19 protein-coding genes are annotated in these 19,366 nt (G+C 73.0%); 8 read left to right on the plus strand and 11 right to left on the minus strand.

The genetic code is table 11. The features are described 5' to 3' along the window. The 3 genes from ACIBNA_RS26165 to ACIBNA_RS26175 all read right to left on the minus strand — a co-directional run. Positions 1–572: two-component system response regulator (locus ACIBNA_RS26165; protein WP_399167554.1), on the minus strand; the 572-nt coding region annotated here is incomplete at its 3' end. Positions 573–713: 141 nt separating this feature from the next. Further along, entirely contained in the window at positions 714–1,064 is a 351-nt protein-coding gene (locus tag ACIBNA_RS26170) for a chorismate mutase (protein ID WP_399167555.1), read from the minus strand. 45 nt (positions 1,065–1,109) lie between these two features. Then, complete coding sequence (locus tag ACIBNA_RS26175) at positions 1,110–1,562, minus strand: GNAT family N-acetyltransferase (RefSeq protein WP_399167556.1); 453 nt, start codon at positions 1,560–1,562, stop codon at positions 1,110–1,112. A gap of 122 nt (positions 1,563–1,684) precedes the next feature. On the opposite strand from ACIBNA_RS26175, the gene ACIBNA_RS26180 reads away from it, so the two are divergent. Further along, positions 1,685–2,572 carry a hypothetical protein gene (locus tag ACIBNA_RS26180; RefSeq protein ID WP_399167557.1) on the plus strand — a complete coding sequence of 296 codons (888 nt, stop codon included), beginning with the start codon at positions 1,685–1,687 and terminating at the stop codon, positions 2,570–2,572. A 41-nt stretch (positions 2,573–2,613) separates the two neighbouring features. On the opposite strand, the gene ACIBNA_RS26185 is transcribed toward ACIBNA_RS26180, so the two are convergent. Together ACIBNA_RS26185 and ACIBNA_RS26190 are read right to left on the minus strand one after the other, a co-directional pair. Continuing rightward, positions 2,614–3,537, minus strand: a complete 924-nt coding sequence (locus ACIBNA_RS26185) for an SDR family oxidoreductase (protein ID WP_399167558.1) — start codon at positions 3,535–3,537, stop codon at positions 2,614–2,616. 15 nt (positions 3,538–3,552) lie between these two features. After that, on the minus strand, positions 3,553–4,287 hold the full coding sequence (locus tag ACIBNA_RS26190) for an SDR family oxidoreductase (RefSeq protein WP_399167559.1): 735 nt from the start codon (positions 4,285–4,287) through the stop codon (positions 3,553–3,555). Between the two features lie 54 nt (positions 4,288–4,341). Between ACIBNA_RS26190 and ACIBNA_RS26195 the strand changes: the two genes are divergently transcribed. The 4 genes from ACIBNA_RS26195 to ACIBNA_RS26210 are packed head-to-tail and all read left to right on the plus strand — an operon-like array spanning position 4,342 to position 7,690. Beyond that, complete coding sequence (locus ACIBNA_RS26195; protein ID WP_399167560.1) at positions 4,342–5,085, plus strand: enoyl-CoA hydratase family protein; 744 nt, start codon at positions 4,342–4,344, stop codon at positions 5,083–5,085. After that, the gene (locus ACIBNA_RS26200) at positions 5,086–5,922 is read left to right on the plus strand and encodes a CoA transferase subunit A (RefSeq protein WP_399167562.1); all 837 of its coding nucleotides are present in this window, start codon (positions 5,086–5,088) and stop codon (positions 5,920–5,922) included. It begins immediately after the preceding gene. After that, positions 5,919–6,641 (plus strand): CoA-transferase subunit beta, encoded by a 723-nt coding sequence (locus ACIBNA_RS26205; protein WP_399167563.1) that lies wholly within the window; start codon positions 5,919–5,921, stop codon positions 6,639–6,641. Before ACIBNA_RS26200 ends, ACIBNA_RS26205 begins: the two co-directional genes overlap by 4 nt. After that, positions 6,641–7,690 (plus strand): NAD(P)H-dependent flavin oxidoreductase, encoded by a 1,050-nt coding sequence (locus ACIBNA_RS26210; RefSeq protein WP_399167665.1) that lies wholly within the window; start codon positions 6,641–6,643, stop codon positions 7,688–7,690. Before ACIBNA_RS26205 ends, ACIBNA_RS26210 begins: the two co-directional genes overlap by 1 nt. Here the strand turns inward: ACIBNA_RS26210 and ACIBNA_RS26215 are convergent. Genes ACIBNA_RS26215 through ACIBNA_RS26225 form a run of 3 tightly spaced genes read right to left on the minus strand, consistent with a single transcriptional unit; the run spans position 7,674 to position 10,295 of the window. Then, entirely contained in the window at positions 7,674–8,831 is a 1,158-nt protein-coding gene (locus ACIBNA_RS26215) for an acetyl-CoA C-acetyltransferase (RefSeq protein ID WP_399167564.1), read from the minus strand. The genes ACIBNA_RS26210 and ACIBNA_RS26215 overlap by 17 nt on opposite strands. 23 nt (positions 8,832–8,854) lie before the next feature. Beyond that, positions 8,855–9,502 carry a TetR/AcrR family transcriptional regulator gene (locus tag ACIBNA_RS26220; protein WP_399167565.1) on the minus strand — a complete coding sequence of 216 codons (648 nt, stop codon included), beginning with the start codon at positions 9,500–9,502 and terminating at the stop codon, positions 8,855–8,857. 7 nt (positions 9,503–9,509) lie between these two features. Further along, a complete protein-coding gene (locus ACIBNA_RS26225) occupies positions 9,510–10,295 on the minus strand; it encodes an SDR family oxidoreductase (RefSeq protein ID WP_399167566.1) in 786 nt (261 codons plus the stop codon). A gap of 47 nt (positions 10,296–10,342) precedes the next feature. Here ACIBNA_RS26225 and ACIBNA_RS26230 point away from each other — a divergent pair, with 47 nt between their 5' ends. Both ACIBNA_RS26230 and ACIBNA_RS26235 read left to right on the plus strand, forming a co-directional pair. Continuing rightward, entirely contained in the window at positions 10,343–11,482 is a 1,140-nt protein-coding gene (locus ACIBNA_RS26230; protein ID WP_399167567.1) for an acyl-CoA dehydrogenase family protein, read from the plus strand. Beyond that, the gene (locus ACIBNA_RS26235) at positions 11,482–12,447 is read left to right on the plus strand and encodes an acyl-CoA dehydrogenase family protein (protein ID WP_399167568.1); all 966 of its coding nucleotides are present in this window, start codon (positions 11,482–11,484) and stop codon (positions 12,445–12,447) included. Before ACIBNA_RS26230 ends, ACIBNA_RS26235 begins: the two co-directional genes overlap by 1 nt. Here ACIBNA_RS26235 and ACIBNA_RS26240 read toward each other — a convergent pair. From ACIBNA_RS26240 to ACIBNA_RS26250, 3 genes are all read right to left on the minus strand, one after another. Then, entirely contained in the window at positions 12,419–14,125 is a 1,707-nt protein-coding gene (locus tag ACIBNA_RS26240; protein ID WP_399167569.1) for a cytochrome bc complex cytochrome b subunit, read from the minus strand. The genes ACIBNA_RS26235 and ACIBNA_RS26240 overlap by 29 nt on opposite strands. A 297-nt stretch (positions 14,126–14,422) precedes the next feature. Further along, the gene (locus tag ACIBNA_RS26245) at positions 14,423–15,148 is read right to left on the minus strand and encodes a vWA domain-containing protein (protein WP_399167570.1); all 726 of its coding nucleotides are present in this window, start codon (positions 15,146–15,148) and stop codon (positions 14,423–14,425) included. A 12-nt stretch (positions 15,149–15,160) separates the two neighbouring features. Then, on the minus strand, positions 15,161–15,892 hold the full coding sequence (locus ACIBNA_RS26250) for an ABC transporter ATP-binding protein (protein WP_399167571.1): 732 nt from the start codon (positions 15,890–15,892) through the stop codon (positions 15,161–15,163). Between the two features lie 138 nt (positions 15,893–16,030). Between ACIBNA_RS26250 and ACIBNA_RS26255 the strand changes: the two genes are divergently transcribed. Further along, positions 16,031–19,366, plus strand: coding sequence for an FtsX-like permease family protein (locus ACIBNA_RS26255; RefSeq protein WP_399167572.1), 3,336 nt, complete (start codon positions 16,031–16,033; stop codon positions 19,364–19,366).

Consider the following 19,366-nt stretch of genomic DNA (forward strand, 5'->3'; position numbering starts at 1 on the left):
GTCTCGGTGTGCGCCAGGGCGGGTCGCTCGGGGTGTGCGGCGGTCTCGGTGTGCGCCAGGGCGGGTCGCTCGGGGTGTGCGGCGGTCTCGGTGTGCGCCAGGGCGGGTCGCTCGGGGTGTGCGGCGGTCTCGGTGTGCTCCCGGACGAAGGCGCGCAGCCGGCGCACCTCCTGCTCCAGGGCGAGGTGGTGCTGGTGGGCGTCGTAGAGGTAGCGGACCTTGGTGCGCAGGGCCCAGGGGTCCACGGGTTTCATGACGAGGTCGGCGACGCCGAGGCCGAAGGCGGCGGTGGTCAGTTCGTGGTCGGGGCCGAAGCCGGTGAGCAGGATCACCGGGATGTGCTGGGTCTGTTCCACGCGCCGCATGCAGCGCACGACCTCCAGTCCGCTGACGCCGGGCATGCGCACGTCGAGCAGGAGCAGGCCGACCTGGCCGCGCAGCACCTGCTTGAGCGCCTCGTCGCCGCTGGTGGCCCGGCCCAGCAGGTAGCCCAGCGGGGCCAGGGCGCTCTCCAGCGCGTACAGCGTGTCCTCGTGATCGTCGACGATGAGGATCCTGGTTTCCGACGGCATGGCCCGACGCCCCTCCCTCGTGGAGGACCAGAGTAAGTCCGGGACACTGACGCGCAGTGCTCGTCAGCTGACATGCTGTGCACAGCGCAGCATGCCTCGCGCGGGCCGTCGTGTCACTCCCCTGGGGGCGGTCGCGCGAGGTCAGTTGCCGCCGGGCGTCGAGCCGTTGAGCGCCTCGTCCGCGATGCGCTCGTGGTGACGGATGACCTCGGCGACGATGAAGTTCAGGAACTTCTCCGCGAAGGCCGGGTCCAGTTTGGCGTTCTCGGCGAGGGCGCGCAGCCGGGCGATCTGGCGGGCCTCGCGGGCCGGGTCGGCGGGCGGCAGCTGGTGCCGGGCCTTGAGGTGGCCGACCTGCTGGGTGCACTTGAAGCGCTCGGCGAGCATGTGGACGACGGCCGCGTCGATGTTGTCGATGCTGTCGCGCAGGCGGGCGAGTTCCTCACGGACGGCAGGGTCGACGTCACCGGTGCCGGTGTTGCTGGTGGTCATGGCGTGTCAGCCTAAAGGGCGCGCGCCCGGCGGCCGCGTGCCGTCTCACGACTCGGCGGGGCTCAGCCGCTTGTGGAAGTAGACGTCCTCGTGTCCGCCGGGCACGCCCTCGACGCGGGCCCGTTCCCGGAAGCCGAGCCGCGGGTAGAAACCGGGCGCCTGGAAGCTGTACGTGGAGACGATCATGTCCGTGCAGCCGCGCCGGACGGCCTCGGCCTCCGCGGCGCGCATCAGCCTGCCGCCCCAGCCGGCGTGCCGCTGGTCCGCGCGTACCCAGAGCATGTCCACACAAGCCAGGCTGCCCCAGGTCCAGGCGGTGAGCCCGCCGATCAGGTCGCCGGACTCCTCGACGACGCGGACGGAGAGCGGCTCGGTCGTGGCGCCGTCGGCGGCGGCGGTGTTGAAGGCGGTCAGCTCCTCGTCGAGCCGCTGGTCGAGTTCGTCGTCCTGGCCGCCCACCTGGAGCGAGGCGGCGACGGAGCGCTGTTGGCTGGTCACGGCCCGGATTCTGCCAGCGGCCCAGGGCGGCGACGACCGGTTTTCGCAGCGGCGGCACGGCCCCCTGGCCGTCACACTTTCGTACAGTGGAACCGGGTTCAGGGGCGTCTTGGGGGTGAGGCGTGGCGAACGACGGGCCGGTCGAGCACGGCTACCCGCACCTGGAGACGGTGCGGGCCGCCATCACGGCGCTGTACAAGCGACTGTCGTACGACACGATCCAGACGTTCGCGACCAGTGTGGTCCCCGCCGACGTGGCGTTCTGTGACACCGACGACCTGTACCTGGGGGCGCAGCGGGTGGCGCGCGAGCTGGTGCGGCACTACCGGCTGCCGGACGCCCGGCTGATCGTGAGCTTCCGGGAGATGCGGCACGCGGCGAACGTCGAGCTGGCGGCCGGGCCCGAGTACTTCGTGGAGCTGAACGACCGGTTCCGTACGCATCGGCGGGACATCGGGGCGGCCCTGGCGCACGAGGTGATGCATGTGTACCTGCACCGACTCGACCTGTCCTTCCCGGGCGTGAGGGACAACGAGATCCTGACGGACACGGCGGCGACGTATCTGGGCGCGGGCTGGCTGCTGCTGGACGCGTACCGGGAGGACCGGGCGTCGTCCCAGAAGCTGGGGTATCTCACGCCGGAGGAGTTCGGGTACGTGCTGGCCAAGCGCGCGCTGGTCTTCGGGGAGGACCCGTCGGTGTGGTTCACCAGTCCGCAGGCGTACACGGCGTACGTGAAGGGGATGGAGCTGGCCCGTCGCGATGAGCAGCAGCCGCCGTTGACCGCGGCGGGGTGGGCGGGGCGGCGGCGGTACGCGCGCGATCGGCGGCATGCGCCGGCCGGGCCGCCGCAGCCGGGTGTGCGGTACTCGTTCACTCCGGACGGGGGTGGGCGGTTGCGGGTGTCGTTTCCCTGCCCGACCTGTCATCAGCGGATCAGGGTGCCGGTGCGGGGGCGGGTTCGGGCGCGGTGTGCGTTGTGCCGGAGCGTGTTGGAGTGCGACACGTAGGTGCGCGCCGGGGTGCGGGAAAGGATCGCTCACCAGCCTTCCTACGCCCCGTACACGCGCCCGGGCTCGCCCGCCTCCGCCAGCATTTTCCGCGCCGCCTCCCCCGCCTCCGCCGGAGCCCACCGCTCGCCCTTGTCCACACTCGGGCCCGGGCGCCAGCCCTCCATCACCGTGATCCGGCCGCCCTCCGCCTCGAAGACCCGGCCCGTCACCCCAGCGCTCGCGGCCGAGCCGAGCCAGACGACCAGGGGGGAGACGTTCTCCGGGGCCATCGCGTCGAAGCCCGAGTCGGGTGCCGCCATGGTGTCGGCGAAGGTGCGCTCCGTCATACGGGTCCGGGCGGCGGGGGCGATCGTGTTGACCTGGACGCCGTAGCGGCGCAGTTCGGCCGCCGCGACCAGGGTCAGGGCGACGATCCCGGCCTTGGCGGCGCTGTAGTTGCCCTGCCCGACCGAGCCCAGCAGGCCCGCGCCGCTGCTGGTGTTGACGATCCGGGCCTCGGGCGGGCGGCCCGCCTTGGCCTCGGACCGCCAGTGTGCGGCGGCGTGCCGCAGGGGCAGGAAGTGGCCCTTGAGGTGGACGCGTACGACGGCGTCGAAGTCGTCGTCGTCGAGGTTGACCAGCATCCGGTCGCGCAGGAAGCCCGCGTTGTTGACGAGCGTGTCGAGCCTGCCGTACCTCTCCAGGGCCGTCCGGACGAGGGAGGCGGCGCCCTCGGTCGTGGCGATGTCGCCGCCGTGCGGCACCGCCTCGCCGCCCGCCGCGCGGATCTCCTCGGCGACGCGGGCGGCCGGGCTGCCGGGGCCGGGCGTCCCGCCGGCTCCGGCTGTGCCGTCGAGGCCGACGCCGAGGTCGTTGACGACGAGCCGCGCGCCCTCGGCGGCGAACGCCAGGGCGTGGGCGCGGCCGAGCCCCCGCCCCGCGCCGGTGACGACGACGACCCGCCCGTCGCAGATTCCGCTCATCTCAGGTCTCCTTGTTCACTCGTTCGCGGTCGAGGCGTCCAGGAACGCGGGGCGCTCCCCGCCCCCGTGGACCAGCAGACTCGCCCCGCTGATGTAGGCGGCGGCGTCCGAGGCGAGGAAGGCCGCGGCCCGGCCGACGTCGGACGGCTCGGCGAGACGGCCGAGCGGGACGGTGCGCGCGACGGCCGCGACGCCGTCCTGGTCGCCGTAGTGGAGGTGGGACAGTTCGGTGCGGACCATGCCGACGACGAGGGTGTTGACCCGGATGTCGGGCGCCCATTCAACGGCCATCGAGCGGGCGAGGCTTTCCAGGCCCGCCTTGGCGGCGCCGTAGGCGGCGGTGCCCGGTGAGGGGCGGCCTCCGCTGACGCTGCCGATCATGACGATCGAGCCCTTGGCCCGCCGTAGGTGCTCGTACGCGGCGAGGGACACGGTCAGCGGAGCGACGAGGTTGAGCTCCACCACGCGCGCGTGCCGGTCGGCGCCGGCGTGGGTGAGCGGGCGGTGGGGGCTGCCTCCCGCGTTGTTGACGAGGACGTCCAGCCGGGGCAGCTCGCCGCACAGGCGCCGGACGGCCTCGGCGTCCCGGACGTCCAGCGGCGCGAACTCCGTTCCGGGCACCGGGACTTCCGGCGGGCGGCGGGCGCAGACCACGACCTCGGCGCCCGCCCGTACGAAGGCACGCGCGATACCGGCACCGACGCCCCGGGTCCCGCCCGTGACGACGGCGACCTTCCCGTCCAGCTCCATTCGCTGCTACCTTCCACCTAACAAACGTTTGGTGGAAAGGTAGCTGATGCGGCCATGGGTGTCTCCACCTCGTGCGTGGAAAAGGGCATAGCCGTCGTCACGGCCGACTTCCCGCCGGTGAACGCCCTGCCGGTGGCCGGCTGGTTCGCCCTGGCCAACGCGGTGCGCGCGGCCGGGCGCGACCCGGCGGTCCGGTGCGTGGTGCTGGCGGCCGAGGGGCGCGGGTTCAACGCGGGCGTGGACATCAAGGAGATACAGAAGGACGGCAACAGTGCGCTGATCGGCGCCAACCACGCCTGCGCGGAGGCCTTCGCCGCGGTATACGACTGCGCGGTGCCGGTCGTGGCGGCGGTGCACGGCTTCTGCCTGGGCGGTGGCATCGGGCTGGTGGGCAACGCGGACGTCATCGTGGCGAGCGAGGACGCCGTCTTCGGTCTGCCCGAGCTGGACCGTGGCGCACTGGGCGCGGCCACCCATCTGGCCCGGCTGGTCCCGCAGCACCTGATGCGCGCCCTGTACTACACCTCGCGCACGGCGACCGCGGCCGAGCTGCACGCGCACGGCTCGGTGTGGCAGGTGGTGCCGCCCGGGGAACTGCGAGCCGCCGCACTGACGCTGGCCCGCGAGATCGCCGCCAAGGACGGGCGGCTGCTGCGCCTGGCCAAGGCCGCCCTCAATGGCATCGATCCGGTCGACGTGCGCCGCAGCTACCGCTTCGAGCAGGGCTTCACCTTCGAAGCGGGCCTCAGTGGGGTGGCCGACCGGGTGCGCGCGGGCTTCGGGAAGGAGGGCGCGTAGGTGAGTGACAAGACGATGACGGCCGACGAGGTCGTGTCCCGCCTGTCCAGCGGCATGACCCTCGGCATCGGCGGCTGGGGCTCGCGCCGCAAGCCGATGGCCCTGGTGAGAGCACTGCTCCGGTCACAGATCACCGATCTCACGGTCGTCTCCTACGGCGGCCCGGACGTGGGCATGCTGGCCGCCGCCGGGCGGATCCGGAAACTGGTCACGGCCTTCGTCACCCTCGACTCGATCCCCCTGGAGCCGCACTTCCGCGCGGCCCGCGAGCATGGTGCCTTCGCACTGACGGAGATCGACGAGGCGATGTTCATGTGGGGCCTGCACGCGGCGGCGAACCGGCTGCCGTTCCTGCCGGTGCGGGCCGGTATCGGCTCGGACGTGATGCGGGTCAATCCCGGCTTGCGGACGGTCACTTCACCGTACGAGGACGGGGAGACGTTCGTGGCGATGCCCGCCCTGCGGCTCGACGCGGCCCTGGTGCACATGAACCGCGCCGACCGGCTGGGCAACGGGCAGTACCTGGGCCCGGACCCGTACTTCGACGACCTGTTCTGCGAGGCGGCGGACACGGCGTACGTCAGCTGCGAACGGATCGTCGACACGGCCGAGCTGACGAAGGCGGCACCGCCGCAGACCCTGCTGGTCAAGCGGCACACGGTGACCGGCGTCGTCGAGGCCCCGAACGGGGCGCACTTCACGTCCTGCGCGCCCGACTACGGTCGGGACGAGGCCTTCCAGAAGACGTACGCGACGACACCCTGGCCCAAGTTCGCGGCCCGGTTCCTCGCCGGGGACGAGCGGGCGTATCAGTCGGCCGTCGGGGAGGGGACATGACGGGGGCCGCCACCCGCGCCGAGTACTGCGTGATCGCGTGCGCCGAGGCCTGGCGGGGCGACGGCGAGGTGCTCGCGAGCCCCATGGGGCTGATCCCCTCCATCGGCGCCCGGCTCGCCCGGCTCACCTTCGCGCCTGACCTGCTGCTGACCGACGGCGAGGCGCTGCTGGTCCGCCCGGACGGGACGACGGAGGGCTGGCTGCCGTACCGGCAGCATCTGGCCCTGTTGACCGGCGGCCGGCGGCACGTGATGATGGGCGCGAGCCAGATCGACCGGTTCGGCAATCAGAACATCTCGTGCATCGGCGACTGGCAGCGGCCGAGGCGGCAGCTGCTCGGGGTGCGCGGCGCGCCGGTCAACACCCTCAACAATCCGACCAGTTACTGGATCCCGAAGCACTCCCGGCGGGTCTTCGTCGAGCGGGTCGACATGGTCTGCGGAGTCGGGTACGACCACGCGGCCGGGGCGCGTCACCACCGCATCCCGCGGGTCGTCTCCGATCTGGCTGTCTTCGACTTCGCCACGCCCGACCACTCGATGCGGCTGGCCTCGCTGCACCCGGGTGTCACGGTGGAGCAGGTCAGGGAGGCGACGGGCTTCGAGCTCGCCGTCCCGGACGAGGTGCCACCGACCCGCGAGCCGACCGCGGAGGAGCTCCGGCTGATCCGCGAGGTCGTCGACCCGGCCGGCACCCGCACGAGGGAGGTCGCCTCGTGATGGAGACGGCGCTGACCCGGCTGACCGGTGTCCGCCATCCGGTCGTGCAGACCGGGATGGGCTGGGTGGCGGGACCGCGCCTGGTCTCCGCCACGGCGAGCGCGGGCGCTCTCGGCATCCTGGCCTCCGCGACGATGACGCTCGACCGGTTGCGCACGGCCGTCCGGGAGGTCCGGGCCCGTACCGACGCGCCGTTCGGTGTGAACCTGCGCGCCGACGCGGCGGACGCCGGCGACCGGGTGCGGATCCTGATCGAGGAGGGCGTCCGGGTCGCCTCCTTCGCCCTGGCCCCCTCGCGGGAGCTGATCGGCGAGCTCAAGGAGGCCGGTGTGGTCGTCATGCCGACCGTGGGGGCGCGGCGGCACGCCGAGAAGGTCGCCGCGTGGGGCGCGGACGCGGTGGTCGTGCAGGGCGCGGAGGGTGGCGGGCACACCGGCGAGGTGGCCACGACGGTGCTGCTGCCGCAGGTGGTCGACGCCGTGGACATACCGGTCGTGGCGGCGGGCGGGTTCTTCGACGGGCGGGGGCTGGTCGCGGCGCTGGCCTACGGGGCTGCGGGCGTCGCCATGGGCACGCGGTTCCTGCTGACGTCGGACTCGACCGTGCCGGAGGCGGTGAAGGCGCGGTATCTGGCGGCGACGGTGCGGGATGTGACGGTCACCAGGGCGGTGGACGGGCTGCCGCACCGCATGCTGCGCACGGATCTGGTGGACGCGCTGGAGAACTCGGGCCGTGTGAAAGCCCTGTTCCATGCGACGCGCAGGGCGTCGCGCTTCCGGCGGCTCTCCGGCCTCACCTGGCGTCGCATGGTCCGCGACGGGCTCGCCCTGCGGCACGGCAAGGACCTGACCTGGAGCCAGGTCCTGCTCGCCGCGAACACCCCGATGCTGCTCAAGGCGTCCATGGTGGACGGTCGTACGGACCTGGGCGTGATGACGTCCGGGCAGGTCGCCGGAGTGATCGACGACCTGCCCTCGTGCGCGGAGCTGGTGGAGCGGATCATGGAGGAGGCCGAGGACACCCGCCGGCGTCTCACAGCCTCTCGATGATCGTCACATTGGCCTGTCCGCCGCCCTCGCACATGGTCTGGAGGCCGAACCGGCCGCCGGTGCGCTCCAGTTCGTGCAGCAGGGTCGTCATCAGCTTCACGCCGGTCGCGCCGAGCGGGTGGCCCAGGGCGATGGCACCGCCGTTGACGTTGACCTTCTCCGGGTCCGCGCCCGTCTCCTTCAGCCAGGCCAGGACGACCGGGGCGAAGGCCTCGTTGATCTCCACGAGGTCGATGTCGCCGATGGTCATGCCGGTCTTCTTCAGGGCGTGGGCGGTGGCCGGGATGGGGGCGGTGAGCATGCGGATCGGGTCCTCGCCGCGCACCGAGAGGTGGTGCACGCGCGCGCGGGGGGTGAGCCCGTGTTCGCGCACGGCCCGCTCGGAGGCCAGCAGCATCGCCGCCGCCCCGTCGGAGACCTGCGAGGAACAGGCGGCGGTGATCGTGCCGCCGTCGATGACCGGTCCCAGCCCGGCCATCTTCTCCAGGGAGGTGTCCCGGCGCGGGCCCTCGTCGGCGGTGACGTCCCCGTACGGCACGCTCTCGCGGTCGAAGCGGCCCTCGTCGATAGCGCGCACCGCCCGCTGATGGGACCGCAGGGCGAACTCCTCCTGGTCGCGGCGGCCGATCCCCCACTTCGCGGCGATCATCTCGGCGCCCGCGAACTGGTTGACGGGCTTGTCCCCGTACCGGGCCCGCCAGCCCGCACTGCCCGCGAACGGCCCCTGGGACAGCCCCAGTGGCTCGGCGGCCTGCCGGGTGGCGAAGGCGATGGGGATCATCGACATGTTCTGCACACCGCCGGCGACCACCAGGTCCTGGGTGCCGGACAGCACGGCCTGCGCCGCGAAGTGCACGGCCTGCTGCGAGGAACCGCACTGCCGGTCGACGGTCACGCCCGGCACCTCCTCGGGCAGCCCGGCCGCCAGCCAGCAGGTCCGCGCGATGTCCCCGGCCTGCGGCCCCACGGCGTCCAGACAGCCGAGGACGACGTCCTCGACGGCGGCCGGATCCACGCCGGAGCGGCTCATCAGCTCCTTCAGCACATGCGCACCGAGGTCGGCCGGATGGACCGCGCTCAGTCCTCCCCCGCGCCGCCCGACGGGCGTGCGGACCGCTTCGACGATGTAGGCCTCGGCCATGGCAACTCCCTCACAGTTAAGGGCTATTCGCGTACGGCGATCCCGTCCAGCACCATCGACAGGTACTGCCGGGCGATCTCGTCCGGGCTGTGCCCGCCGCCCGGCCGGTACCAGGACGCGGCCACCCACACCGTGTCGCGCACGAACCGGTAGGTGAGCCGGACGTCGAGGTCGGCCCGGAAGGCTCGCTCGGCGACGCCGCGCTCCAGCGTGGACAGCCACGCCTTCTCGAATCTGCGCTGCGACTCGGCGAGGAACGCGAACCGCTCCTGCGCCACGAGCTGCTTGCTCTCCTTCTGGTAGATCGCGACGGCCGCGCGATGCCGGTCGATCTCCCGGAACGACTCGGTGACCAGGGCCTGAAGCGTCTCGCGCGGGCCGAGTCCGGCACCCAGCACGGCGTCGTAGCCGTCCCAGAGCTCGTCGAGGAAGGTGCGCAGGATCTCCTCCAGCATCGACTCCTTGGAGTCGAAGTGGTAGTAGAGGCTGCCCGCGAGCATCCCCGCGTGGTCCGCGATCTTGCGGACGGTGGTGGCGTTGTAGCCCTGCTCGGCGAAGACCTCGGCGGCGGTGCCGAGGAGTTCGCTACGGCGGTCGGGAGCGGCGGCAGCAGCGGCGGGCTCTGTGGCGGTCACCTGGGGCTTCTTCTTCGTAGGAGGCACGGGTCCCATTGTCGTCCTAGGGGTGCCGGCTGCTGACGGACACCACTTCTCCGGTCATGTACGAGGAGTAGCCGGAGGCCAGGAACACGATCACGTTGGCCACCTCCCAGGGCTCGGCGTACCGCCCGTAGGCCTCGCGGGCGGTCAGCTCGGCGAGCAGCCCGGGCGTGGTCACCTTCACCAGGTGCGGGTGCATGGCGAGGCTGGGCGCGACGGCGTTGACCCGCACCCCGTACTCGGCCGCTTCGACCGCCGCGCACCGGGTCAGCGCCATCACGCCCGCCTTCGCGGCGGCGTAGTGGGCCTGCCCGGCCTGGGCGCGCCAGCCGACGACGGAGGCGTTGTTGACGATCACCCCGCCGTTCCCCCGCATGCGGCGGAGCGCGGCCCGCACGCACCGGAACGTGCCGTTCAGCGTGACGTCCAGGACGCGGGACCACTGTTCGTCGGTCATGTCGACGAGATCCGCGGTGCCGCCGAGACCGGCGTTGTTGACCACGACGTCGAGGCGCCCGTGTTCCCGGACGGCCGTGTCGAAGAGGGCGCGCACCTGCGTCTCGTCGGTGACGTCGCAGGGCACCGCGGCGACCGACGCCGCGCCGAACTCGCCGGCCAACTCCGCCTCGTGCTCCTTGAGCCGCCGCACGTGCGCGTCGCTGATCAGGACGCGCGCGCCCTCCTCCAGGAAGCGGCGCGCGGTGGCCCCGCCGATCCCCGCGCCGGCCGCGGCGGTGATGACGGCGGTCCGCCCCTCCAGCACACCGTGTCCGGGCACGTACGACGGACTCTCGACGTCTGTCATGGGCTCACGCTAACCTACCAAACACTTGTTAGGGAAGGAGAGCGGTCGTGGATCTCGCGTTCTCGCCGGCGGACGAGGAGTTCCGCACCGAGGTGCGTCAGTGGCTGCACGCGCGTGTGCCGCGCGAGCCGTTGCCCTCCCTGGAGACGGCGGAGGGCTTCGAATCCCACCGCGCCTGGGAGGCGGAGCTGGCCGCGGACCGCTGGTCGGTGGTCGACTGGCCGGCGGAGTACGGCGGGCGGGACGCGGGGCTCCTGCGGTGGCTGGTCTTCGAGGAGGAGTACTACGCGGCGGGCGCCCCGGGACGCGTCGGGCAGAACGGCATCCATCTGCTCGCCCCGACCCTCTTCGCCCACGGCACCGAGGAGCAGCGGGCCCGGGCGCTGCCCCCGATGGCCTCCGGGGAGGTGATCTGGGCGCAGGCCTGGTCGGAGCCCGAGGCCGGTTCGGACCTTGCGTCCCTGCGGGCGAGGGCCGTGCGCACGGACGGCGGCTGGCGCTTGAGCGGCCAGAAGACCTGGTCCTCTCGTGCCGCGTTCGCCGACCGCGCGTTCGGCCTGTTCCGCAGTGATCCGGACGCGACGAAGCCCCACCAGGGCCTGACGTACCTCATGTTCGACCTGCGCGCACCCGGCGTCACGGTCCGTCCGATCGCCCGCCTCGACGGCAAGCCGGCGTTCGCGGAGCTGTTCCTGGACGAGGTCTTCGTGCCCGACGAGGACGTGATCGGCGAACCCGGCCGGGGCTGGCGGATCGCGATGGCGACGGCGGGCAACGAACGCGGGCTGATGCTCCGCTCCCCGGGCCGTTTCCTCGCCGCCGCGCGGCGGCTGGACGAGCTGTGGCGGGAGCGGGGCGGTCCGGTGTCCGAGCGCGACCGGGTGGCCGACGCCCTGATCGGCGCCCGCGCCTACCAGCTCTTCACGTACGCGGCCGCCTCCCGCTTCCTGGACGGCGAGGCCCTCGGCCCGGAGTCGAGCCTGAACAAGGTCTTCTGGTCCGAACTCGACCTCGCGCTGCACGAGACGGCCCTCGACCTCCTCGGCCCGCAGGGCGAGCAGGCGGACACCGACTGGGCGGAGCGATACGTCTTCGCGCTCGCCGGCCCGATCTACGCGGGCACGAACGAGATCCAGCGCGACATCATCGCCGAGCGCCTGCTCGGCCTGCCGAAGGGACGCCGCTGATGCGTTTCCTCCTCGACGCCGGGCAACGCGCCTTCGCCGCCTCGCTGGACGCACTGCTGACGGCGGCGGGGACACCGGCGGTGGTGCGGGACTGGAGCCGGGGCGACCATGCGAGCGGGCGGGCGCTGTGGTCCCGTGTCGCGGAGGCGGGCGTGTTCGCGCTGGCGGTCCCGGAGACGTACGAAGGCGGACTGGGGCCGCTTCCGGTCGAACTGGCCGTCGCCTTCGTGGAGCTGGGCCGCCATGCGGTGCCGGGCCCGCTGGTCGAGACGGTGACGGCGGCGGTGCTCCTCACGGGGGCCGACCCGGGCATCGCCAAGCGGCTGCTGCCGGTGCTGGCGTCCGGGGAGACGATGGCGACGGTGGCACCCGAGGGCGCATACGCCCTGGACGGCGACGCGGCCACCCTCCGGCTCTCCTGGGAGCCCAGCGGCATCCGCCTCTCCCCCGGCCACGGCCCCGCCCTCCCCTGCCTCGACCCCGCCCGTCGCCTCACCCCCCTCGCCCCCGGCGGCGAACTCCTCGACGCCCCCACCGGACAGGCCCTCACCTGGGCCCGTCTCGCCACCGCCGCACAAGCCCTCGGGGTGGGCCTCGCACTCCTCGACAGAACCGTCGGATACGTCAGGCAACGCACCCAGTTCGGCGTCCCCGTCGGGTCGTTCCAGGCGGTCAAGCACCGGCTGGCCGACGCGAAGATCGCCCTGGAGTTCGCGCGCCCGCTGGTCTTCGGTGCCGCGCTGACCATGCGGCCGGCCGATGCCGCCGCCGCCAAAGCCGCCGCGTGCGAGGCGGCGTACTCCACCGCCCGCACCGCGCTGCAACTGCACGGCGCGATCGGCTACACGGCGCAGTACGACCTGTCGCTGTGGCTGACCAAGGCCCGGGCCCTGCGCACCGCCTGGGGCGATCCCCACGAGTGCCGGGCCCTGGTCGTCAGTGCGGCTGGTGATCGCCGCTGGTGATCTCCCGGTACTCCTCCACCGTCGGCTTCTCGATCCGCGCGTCGGGCCCGAACATCGCCTTCGCCAGCCGCGCACGCAGCCGCTCGGACCGCTTGACCTTGCGGCGCACGCCCCCCGCGTCGACCACGGGCCCCATCTCGTAGGGCGGGTTCTGCTCGTGCTGGGTGAGGGTGAACAGCTCCGCCTGCGAGAGGGGCTCGTGCACCTCGATGTACTCGCCGTTCGGCAGCCGCTTGATGGTGCCGGTCTCCCTGCCGTGCAGCACCTTGGCGCGGTCGCGGCGCTGGAGGCCCATGCAGATCTTCTTCGTGACGACGAAGGCGACGACCGGCAGCACGAAGGCGCCGATCCGCACGAACCAGGTGATCACGTTGATGGACAGATGCAGATGCGTGGCCACGATGTCGTTGCCGCCGCCGATCAGCAGCACCGCGTACAGGGTCAGCCAGGCCACGCCCAGGCCGGTGCGCACGGGCGCGTTGCGCGGCCGGTCCAGGATGTGGTGCTCGCGTTTGTCGCCGGTGATCCACGCCTCGATGAAGGGATAGGCGCCGATGGCGAGCATGACCAGCGGGAAGAGGGAGAACGGGATGAACACGCCGAGCACCAGCGTGTGGCCCCACAGGTTGATCTCCCATCCCGGCATCACCCGGATCAGGCCCTCCGAGAACCCGAGGTACCAGTCGGGCTGGGCGCCCGTGGTGACCAGGTCGGCGCGGTAGGGGCCGAAGGCCCACACGGGGTTGATCTGGGCGATCGCGCCCATGATGGTCAGGACGCCGAAGACGAGGAAGAAGAAGCCGCCCGCCTTGGCCAAGTAGACCGGCAGGAAGGGCATCCCGACGACCGACCGCTCCTTGCGTCCGGGGCCCGGGAACTGGGTGTGCTTGTGGTAGAAGACCAAGATCAGATGGGCGGTCACCAGGCCCAGCATGATCCCGGGCAGCAGCAGCACATGGACCGGGAAGAGGCGCGAGATGATGTCGTCGCCCGGGAACTCCCCGCCGAAGAGGAAGAACGCCACATACGTCCCGACGATCGGGATCGACAGGATCGCGCCGTGCGCGAAGCGCAGGCCGGTGCCGGACAGCAGGTCGTCCGGGAGGGAGTAGCCGGTCAGGCCGGTGATGATGCCGAGCATCAGCAGGGTCCAGCCGAAGACCCAGTTGAGCTCGCGGGGCTTGCGGAAGGCGCCGGTGAAGAACACCCGCATCATGTGCACCATCATGCCGGTGATGAAGACCAGCGCCGCCCAGTGGTGGATCTGCCGTATCAGCAGCCCGCCGCGGATGTCGAAGCTGATGTCCAGGGTGGACTCGAACGCCCTGCTCATGAGCACGCCGTTGAGCTCCGTGTAGGACCCCTGGTAGACGACCTCCTGCATGCTCGGCTCGAAGAACAGGGTGAGGTAGACACCGGTGAGGATCAGGACGACGAAGCTGTAGAGGGTGACCTCGCCCAGCATGAAGGACCAGTGGTCCGGGAAGACCTTGCGCATGTTGGCCTTGGCCAGCCCGTAGAGGCCGAGCCGCCCGTCCGCCCAGTCGGCGAGCTTCTCGCCCTTGCCGACGGGAGGTCTCCTGCGAGCGGAGGCCGTCCCATACGTCCGTCGTCCGCCGTCGTCGTGCACGTGTCCTGCGCCGTCGTCGTACACCCGTCGTGCGCCGTCGTCGCCCATACGTCGTCGCCTCCCCGTCGGATCCTTCCCAGCGTGGCACGGCAGCGCGGCCGTGCAAATGGGGCGTATGGGCGGCTAGGGGGCTTCTGATGGATCTCCGTGGAAGAAGGAGCGGCGTTCGGTGCGTGCTCTCGGCGTGCCGGGCGGAAGGCCTCGTAGCGGAGCTACTAGGCCTTTTGTCCGGTGCGGCGAGAGTGCGTGCCGGGCGTCGCGACGCCGCGGAGATCCATCAGAAGCCCCCTAGGCCAAGGGGCGGGTCGGTTAGGCCAAGGGGGCGGGCAGGCGGCTCGGGCGGGCTCAGGCCGGCCGCACGATCCCCTGCGCCCGTGCGGCCACCAGCCACTTCGGGAACTCGCCCACCAGCCGGTCGTACAGCTCGGCGTCCGGCACCTTCCGCGGATCCTCGCCCGCGTGGAAGAACCCGGCGTTGTCGACGACCCGCTTGCCCGGCACGGGCAGCTCGTCCAGCTTGCGCAGGAAGTCGAACTGCTTGCTGCCCGGGTCGCCGAAGCCGATGAACTGCCAGAACAGCGGCAGTTTCGCCGCCTTGCACAGGTACCGCTCCGCGGCGAGCTTGTTGATGGGCCCGCCGTCGGTCTGGAAGACCACCAGGGCCGGCTCGGTGGCCCCGCTGTCGACGTAGTGGTCGATGACGGCGTCCATCGCCAGGTGGTAGCTGGTCTTCCCCATGTGCCCGAGCCCGGCCACGATCCGCTCGACCTTCCCCTGATGGTCGGCGAGCGCGATGTCGGTGACGGCGTCGACGTCGGTGGAGAAGAAGACGACCGGAACCGTGCCGTCGTCATCGAGATGCGCCGACAGTCCGAGCACCCGGTCGGCGAGCGCCTGCACACTGCCGTCCTTGTAGTACGGCCTCATCGAGCCGGAGTGGTCGACCACGAGATACACCGCGGCCCGCAGCCCGTCGAGGCCGTGCTTCGTGAGGGACACTCCAGCGCTCTTGTAGAGGTTCACCAGCGCGGGAGCGGTCTCCTGGACCTTGCTCAGACTGATCGCGGTCATGGCCCCACCCTCTCACTCCTCGACGACACTTCCGTCGCTGAGTTCCAGCACCCTGTCGGCCAGGCCGAGGAGTTGCGGGTCGTGGGTGGCGACGAGGGCCGTGACGCCCTCGCTGCGGACCACGGCCCGCAGCAGTTCCATCACCGCCAGGCCGGTGGCGGCGTCGAGCTGGCCGGTCGGCTCGTCGGCGAGCAGCAGGGCCGGGCGGTTGGCGAGGGCCCGGGCGATGGCGACCCGCTGCTGCTGCCCGCCGGAGAGCTCGGAGGGCCGCTGCCTCTCGTGGTCGGCGAGGCCCACCAGGGCCAGGAGCAGCGCCACCCGCTCCTCGCGTTCGCGCGGCTCGGCCCGGCGCAGCCGCAGCGGCACGCCCACGTTCTCTGCGGCGGTGAGGATGGGGATGAGCCCGAAGGACTGGAAGACGAAACCGATCCGGTCGCGGCGCAGTTCCAGCAGCTCGCTCCCGCTCAGCGCCGACAGATCGGTGCCGCCCACGACGACACGGCCGCGCTGCGGGGAGTCGAGGCCGCCGATCATGTGGAGCAGCGTCGTCTTGCCGGAGCCCGAGCGTCCTTTGAGGGCGACCAGTTCACCGCGCCGGACGGCGAAGGAGACCCCGCGCAGCGCGTGCACGGCCGCGGCGCCCGTGCCGTAGGAGTGGTGCAGGTCCTGCACCCGCAGCATCGGCTCCTCGGACGCGTCGTCGGCGAGGGCGGCACCGGACCCCGGGCTGGTGTTCTCGGTCATCACCGCATCCCATACGGAACCGGTCCGGGCGGTCAAGAGCGGAACAACCCGCGTTCGAACGCATGTGTCGGACGGGTAACTCCGTGATATGCATGCCGAGTTGGGAGAACAGCGGCTCGGCCATCGGGTGGGGGAAGAGTGACCGGCTTACTGCTGCTGCGCCTGCGTGCGCATCGGCTGCTCCTCACGGCCGCCCTGCTCGCCGTCCTGCTGACCACCTCGGTGCTCGCCGCCCTGGCCGCCTTCTCCGGCTCCGTCGGGGACGCGGCGCTGCGCGGCACCCTGGGCGGCCGGGCCGCGGCCTCCGCCTCCCTCGTGGTCGAGGCGGACGTGCCCCGGGAGCGGCGGGAGGCGGCGCAGCGGGCCGTGGTGCGCGGGGCACGGGAGGCGTTCGGCGGGCTGCCGGTGACCGTGCGGAGGCTTCAGCGGTCCGGTCCGTACGCGCTGCCCCGTTCCCTCCAGGACGCCGACGCCCGCGCCGGGGAGCCCGACCTCACGCACTTCGCCGCCCTCGACCGGTCCCGGATCAGGCTGGTCTCGGGCACGCTGCCGGGTCCGGCTCCGGCGCCCCGCACCGCCGCCGTGCCGGTCGCCCTGCCGGAGGCGGCCGCCGACCGGGTGAAGCTGCGGCCCGGAGCGCACCTCACGCTCACCGACCGGCTGGGCGGCGAGCCGGTCCGGGTACGGGTGACCGGCGTGTACCGGGCGGCCGACAGTTCCGATCCCTACTGGCAGGCGGACGCCCTCGGCGGCCAGGGCGTACGCACCGTCGCCTTCACCACGTACGGGCCGCTGCTGGCCGACGCGTCGGTGCTCGCCTCCGGCCGCACCTCCGAGGACGGCACCGGCTGGGTGGCGACGGCCGACTACCGGACCTTCACCACCGAGAGCATCGGGGCGCTGCGCGCGGCGGCCGTACGCGCGTCCGGGGCGCTGCGCGAGGACCCGGCACTCGGCGGTGACGCGGACGTGCGCACCGGGCTGCCCGAGGTGCTCGACCGGACCGGGCGGGCCCTGCTGGTGTCCCGGTCCACCCTGATGGTCGTCTCCGTGCAGCTGGTGCTGCTCGCCGGGTACGCGCTGCTGCTGGTGGCCCGGCTGCTGGACAGCGAGCGGGCGGGCGAGACCGAGCTGCTGCGGGCCAGGGGCGCATCGCGCGGCCGGATCGCGGGACTCGCCGCGCTGGAGGCGCTGCTGCTGGCGGTACCGGCCGCGGTCTGTGCCGCGCTGCTGTCCGGCCCGCTGGCCCGGCTGCTGGCCCGGTGGTCCTCGCTCGACGGGATCGGGCTGCGCCTGAGCGCCGTCCCGGCGGGCCGGGTCTGGCTGGTCGCGGGCGGCGTGGCGGCGGCGTGCGCGGTGGCGGTCGTGGCGCCCGCACTGGCGGCGACGGCAGGCGCGCCGGTACGGCTGCGGCGCGTCCGTGCCGCCACGGCCGCCGCGCCCGTGCGCGCCGGAGCCGATGTCGCGCTGCTGCTGATCGCGGGCGTGGCGTACTGGCAGCTCGACCGGCAGACCGAAGCGACCGGCGGCGGGGTGCTCAGCCGGGACCGGGCCGGGGAGCTGGGCATCGATCCGCTGCTGGTCGGGGCGCCCGCGCTGGCGCTGCTGGCGGGCACGGTCCTGACGCTGCGTCTGCTGCCGCTCGCGGCCCGGCTCGCCGAGCGGCGGTCCGCGAGCGGGCGCGGGCTGCCGGCGGCGCTGGCGGGGTGGCAGTTCAGCCGGCGCCCGCTGCGCGGGGCGGGTCCGGTGCTGCTGCTGGTCATCTCCGTGACGACCGGCATGCTGGCGATCGGGCACGGCGCGTCCTGGGACCGGTCGCAGGAGGACCAGGCCGACTTCAGGACGGGCGCCTCCGTGCGGGTCCTCGACCACAGGCCGGGCAGCCCCGGGCAGACCGGTCTCTACACCGCGCTGCCCGGGGCCCGGGACGCCGCTCCCGCGCACCGCGCCGCCCTGGGCCTGTCCGGCGGTCGCGAGGCGACGGTCCTCGCCCTGGACACGGCCCACGCCGGGGACGGGATGCTGATGCGCGGCGATCTCGCCGACGATCCCCCGGCGAAGCTGCTGCGGGCACTGGCGCCGCCCGCGCGGGACGAACACCGGGCGGTGCGGCTTCCCGACGACACCCGGCGGCTCGCCCTCGACGTGCGGATCACCGACGTGCGGACCCGGACGGGACGCTCCCCCTCCGGCCGCGCGCCCCTGCTCACGGTGGTCGTCGAGGACCGGTACGGCATCACGTACCGGCTGGGCGCCGGGAACGTCCCGGTGGACGGCCGCGTCCACCGGATCGCGCTCGACCTGGACGTGACGGCGACGGGCCGCCGCGCCGCCCCGGCCGGTCCGTTGCGGCTGACCGGACTTCAGCTCGACGACCCCTCTCCCGTCGGCCGCCCCGAACAACACCGGTTCACCGTCGAACGGCTGCTCGCCACCGGCCGCGACGGCCCCGCGCGGACCGTCCCTGTGCCCGCCGGGACGCGCTGGCAGGGCGGCCGGACCGTGACGGAGAACGGCGCCGTCGTCGCCCGCAGGGCCGCGAAGCCCGCCGTGTCGGGGACCGCACCGCTGACCGTGTCGTACGGCACCGGCGCCGACGCCGACGAGAGCACCGGAGCCGAGCCGATCTACACCGTCCGCGTCGCCACCGCCGGGGCCGGGGCGCCGCGGAGCCTCTTGGCCGTCGCCACCGGGGACTTCCTGCGGGCGGCGGGGGCCGGGCCCGGAGACACCATCGACGTGCCGCTGTCCGGGGAGCAGGTGCGGGTGCGGATCGTACGGTCGGTCGAGGAGCTGCCGACCACCGCCACCGGCCTGGACGGAGAGACCATCGCCGGCGGGGCGCTGCTGCTCGATCTGCGGGCCGTCGACGCCGTGCTGGCGCAGCGGGGCAGCGCGCCGCTCGCCCCCACCGAGTGGTGGGTGAGCGCCGCCCCCGGCAAGGCCGCCGAGGTCGCCGCCGCGCTGCGGGCGCGCCCCGACCTCGAACGGCAGCAGGTGCTGGTGCGGGACGAGACCGCGGTCGAGCTGCTGCGGGATCCGCTCGGCGCCGGGCCGCGCTCGGCGCTGACGGCGGTGGCGGTGGCCGCCGTGGCTCTCGCCGCCGGGGGTTTCGCGGTGAGCGCCGCCGGTGCGCGGCGGGAGCGGGCCGCGGAGTTCGCGGTGCTGCGCGCCCTGGGCACGCCCCGCCGGGATCTCGCCCGGCTGGTGGCGACGGAGCAAAGCCTGCTCGTCGGCGCCGGTCTGCTCGCCGGGCTCGGTCTCGGCACCGTCCTGAGCCGGGCGGTCGTCCCGCTGATCGTGCTGACCTCCGATGCCGCACGGCCGGTCCCGCCCGTCCTCGTCGAACTCCCGGTGTCCCGAGTGGCCCTGCTCCTCGCGGGGGTGGCCGCCCCGCTCCTGCTGATCACCGCCGCGTCGGCGCTGCGCCGTGCCGAGCCGATGGCCGCGCTCCGCCATCAGGGGGAGGACTGA

Origin of the sequence: Streptomyces sp. NPDC050164, assembly GCF_044459945.1 — a bacterium.
Taxonomy (GTDB): Bacteria; Actinomycetota; Actinomycetes; order Streptomycetales; family Streptomycetaceae; genus Streptomyces; species Streptomyces coeruleorubidus_A.

Coding starts and splice junctions, on each gene's coding strand:
- ACIBNA_RS26170 (WP_399167555.1), bottom strand. CDS start 1,064: ATGACCACCAGCAACACCGGCACCGGTGACGTCGACCCTGCCGTCCGT.
- ACIBNA_RS26185 (WP_399167558.1), bottom strand. CDS start 3,537: ATGAGCGGAATCTGCGACGGGCGGGTCGTCGTCGTCACCGGCGCGGGG.
- ACIBNA_RS26190 (WP_399167559.1), bottom strand. CDS start 4,287: ATGGAGCTGGACGGGAAGGTCGCCGTCGTCACGGGCGGGACCCGGGGC.
- ACIBNA_RS26195 (WP_399167560.1), top strand. CDS start 4,342: ATGGGTGTCTCCACCTCGTGCGTGGAAAAGGGCATAGCCGTCGTCACG.
- ACIBNA_RS26205 (WP_399167563.1), top strand. CDS start 5,919: ATGACGGGGGCCGCCACCCGCGCCGAGTACTGCGTGATCGCGTGCGCC.
- ACIBNA_RS26210 (WP_399167665.1), top strand. CDS start 6,641: ATGGAGACGGCGCTGACCCGGCTGACCGGTGTCCGCCATCCGGTCGTG.
- ACIBNA_RS26215 (WP_399167564.1), bottom strand. CDS start 8,831: ATGGCCGAGGCCTACATCGTCGAAGCGGTCCGCACGCCCGTCGGGCGG.
- ACIBNA_RS26220 (WP_399167565.1), bottom strand. CDS start 9,502: ATGGGACCCGTGCCTCCTACGAAGAAGAAGCCCCAGGTGACCGCCACA.
- ACIBNA_RS26225 (WP_399167566.1), bottom strand. CDS start 10,295: ATGACAGACGTCGAGAGTCCGTCGTACGTGCCCGGACACGGTGTGCTG.
- ACIBNA_RS26235 (WP_399167568.1), top strand. CDS start 11,482: ATGCGTTTCCTCCTCGACGCCGGGCAACGCGCCTTCGCCGCCTCGCTG.
- ACIBNA_RS26240 (WP_399167569.1), bottom strand. CDS start 14,125: ATGGGCGACGACGGCGCACGACGGGTGTACGACGACGGCGCAGGACAC.
- ACIBNA_RS26245 (WP_399167570.1), bottom strand. CDS start 15,148: ATGACCGCGATCAGTCTGAGCAAGGTCCAGGAGACCGCTCCCGCGCTG.
- ACIBNA_RS26250 (WP_399167571.1), bottom strand. CDS start 15,892: ATGACCGAGAACACCAGCCCGGGGTCCGGTGCCGCCCTCGCCGACGAC.